Below are 2402 nucleotides of genomic sequence, written 5' to 3' on the forward strand. Positions count from 1 at the left end.
GCAGCGTGTACGCCAGGCCGAGCAGGAAGTGCGAGCCGGTCAGCAGGTAGCCGATCTCGTAGGCCCAGATCGTGGGTGCGTTCAGCGCATAGCGCGACACGACCTCCCAGGTGGTGGCCAGCACCAGGGGCACGAGCAGCAGCGCGGCAAAGATGCCGACCCCCAGCACCACGCGCTCGAACAGGACGATGAGGCGATTCAAGCGCTTCTCCGTTGAAGAAGACAAGGCGCGCATCCGCCAGTACCACGGCGGATGTGCGCTTGCGTGCGGCGGATCAGACGGGCTTGGTCTTCACATTGCGCCACTCGTTGGCGTTCTTCCAGGCCTCGGTGAACTCCAACTGGCTCTTGTGCACGGGAGCGAACCACTTGCGCGCGCCGTCCTTGGCCGTCTTGTCGGCCCAGTCGAGCCCGACCTTGTGAGCGGCGAACTGCACCTCGTCGTCGAGCTGCTCCAGCACCACGCCCTGCTTCTTGTAGAAGGCAAAGGCCTTGGCATCCTCCACGCCGATGCGCAACCAGCTCTCCACCGTGACCATCTTGGCGACCAGCTCGACCAGCTTGCGGTCGTCCTCGGGCATCTTGGCCCAGACGTCCTTGTTGACGACCAGCTCGAACGGCGCGCACGGCTGGTGCACCCCCGGATAGCTAAGGTACTTGGCAACCTTGTAGAAGCCCGGGGCAATGTTTTCCCACGGCGTGCCCCACTCCACGGCATCGATCGCACCGCGCTCGAGCATTGGGAAGATGTCCCCGCCGGCCGTGGTGACCGGCGCGGCGCCGAGTTCCTTGGACATCTCCAGCCAGGCACCGGCGGTGCGCAGCTTCAGGCCCTTGAGGTCGGCCAGGCTCTTGACCGACTTGCGCGAATGCAGGAAGACCTCGGCCGTGCGGATGAACAGCGGCATGGAGATCACGTCGTCGGTTTCCTCGCGGAACTTGCGCTGCATGTCGACGCCGCCCGCCTCGTAGAGCCAGTGCAGCATGCGCTCGGAGTCGAAGCTGCCGGCGTAGCCGCCGAACAGCACGGTGGTCACGTCCTTGCCCCAGTCGTAGCCCATCCACGTGTGGCCGCACTCGGCCAGGCCGTTCTTCACCGTCTCGGGCACCTTCAGCGCATTGCCGAGGCCGCCGCCGGGGAAGGTCTGGATCTTGAAACGGCCGCCGGAGAAGAACTCCATGCGCTCGGCGAAGGCCTTGGCACCGATGTCCATCAGCGGCCCGCCCGCCCAGCCGGTGGCCATCTTCCAGTTGTAGGTCTGCCCCCCGCCCTTTTGGGCGAGCGCGCCCGCCGCGGCGAACACGCCGGCGCTGCCAAGAGTGGCGTGTACGAAATTGCGACGTTTCATGTTTGTCTCCGTTGGGTTGGGGGATCGAAGGCCTCGGGGCCTCTACATACACCTGATGTATCAGTTAAATTTAAGCAGTCCCTTCGTGCAAGTCAACACGGGTTTTCCGCAAACATGCACTTCATATGTTAGTCGTGTACGATCGTTCGCGGCGTTGGCGAAAGGCGCGCGCGCCGACGAATCGGCGGAAAACGGGACTGCATGAAAAAGACTGCCGCAAACGGGACCACCAGGCCGGCGCTTGCCGAAACCCGGGCCGGCCTCGCGGTGCACAGCGCACCGGTCAAGCCGCGCAGCCTGACGGCCATCGCCTACGAGTTGATCGAAGAGATGATCGTCACGCTCGAGCTGCATCCCGGTGCGGCGATCTCCGAGGCCGAGCTGTCGGCGCGCCTGCAGATCGGCCGCACTCCCGTGCGAGAGGCCCTGCACCGCCTAGCGCGCGAACACCTCGTGTCGATCCTGCCGCAGCGCGGCGTGCTGGTCTCCGAGATCGACATCAAGCGCCAGCTCCGCCTGCTGGAAACGCGCCGCGAGGTCGAGCGCCTGGTGGCGCGCTGCGCGGCACGCCGCGCCAGCGAAGCGGAGCGCGAGCGCTTCGAAGCACTGGCCGACGAGTTCGACGCAGCCAGCGCGCTCGACGATGAAGTGCGCTTCATCCGCGCCGACAAGGAGTTCAACGACCTGTCGCTGCGCGCCTCGCGCAACGAGTTCGCGGCCGGCGCGATGGGGCTGATGCACGGCCTGTCGCGGCGCTTCTGGTACCTGCACTACCGCCAGGCCGCCGACACGCCGCTGATGGCCCGGCTGCATGGCGAGCTGGCCCGCGCCATCTCGCAGCGCGACGAAACCAAGGCCGCGAAGGCGCTGGAAGCGCTGATCGACCACAACGAGGCCTTCACGAAGGCGACGGTCAGCACCGACTTCTAGTGCAGTGCGCGTGATGTTCTAGAACTTATTCGTGCCGGCATACTCCAATCGCCCAGGAGGCTGGAGCGATGCGGGTTGCCAAGACGATTGAGCTGGACGAGCACACCGAGCGGGAACTGCGAG

The 2402-nt window shown here is 65.7% G+C and carries 2 protein-coding genes and 1 pseudogene; 1 reads left to right on the forward strand and 2 read right to left on the reverse strand.

Features of this window, described 5'->3' with window-relative positions:
* Window positions 1–202 (reverse strand): annotated as a pseudogene (locus H0W38_RS20995) (C4-dicarboxylate ABC transporter substrate-binding protein); the annotation flags it as partial.
* 73 nt (window positions 203–275) lie between these two features.
* Window positions 276–1349, reverse strand: coding sequence for a TRAP transporter substrate-binding protein DctP (gene dctP / locus H0W38_RS21000; protein ID WP_292457845.1), 1074 nt, complete (start codon window positions 1347–1349; stop codon window positions 276–278).
* A 201-nt stretch (window positions 1350–1550) separates the two neighbouring features.
* Here dctP and H0W38_RS21005 point away from each other — a divergent pair, with 201 nt between their 5' ends.
* The gene (locus H0W38_RS21005) at window positions 1551–2279 is read left to right on the forward strand and encodes a GntR family transcriptional regulator (RefSeq protein WP_292457848.1); all 729 of its coding nucleotides are present in this window, start codon (window positions 1551–1553) and stop codon (window positions 2277–2279) included.
* Window positions 2280–2402 lie beyond the last annotated feature (123 nt).

It is taken from the genome of Methylibium sp., from assembly GCF_013817365.1.
Lineage (GTDB): Bacteria > Pseudomonadota > Gammaproteobacteria > Burkholderiales > Burkholderiaceae_C > Methylibium.

Excerpts from the sequence above, each read along its gene's own strand:
- dctP (WP_292457845.1), bottom strand. The coding sequence starts at position 1,349 with ATGAAACGTCGCAATTTCGTACACGCCACTCTTGGCAGCGCCGGCGTG.
- H0W38_RS21005 (WP_292457848.1), top strand. The coding sequence starts at position 1,551 with ATGAAAAAGACTGCCGCAAACGGGACCACCAGGCCGGCGCTTGCCGAA.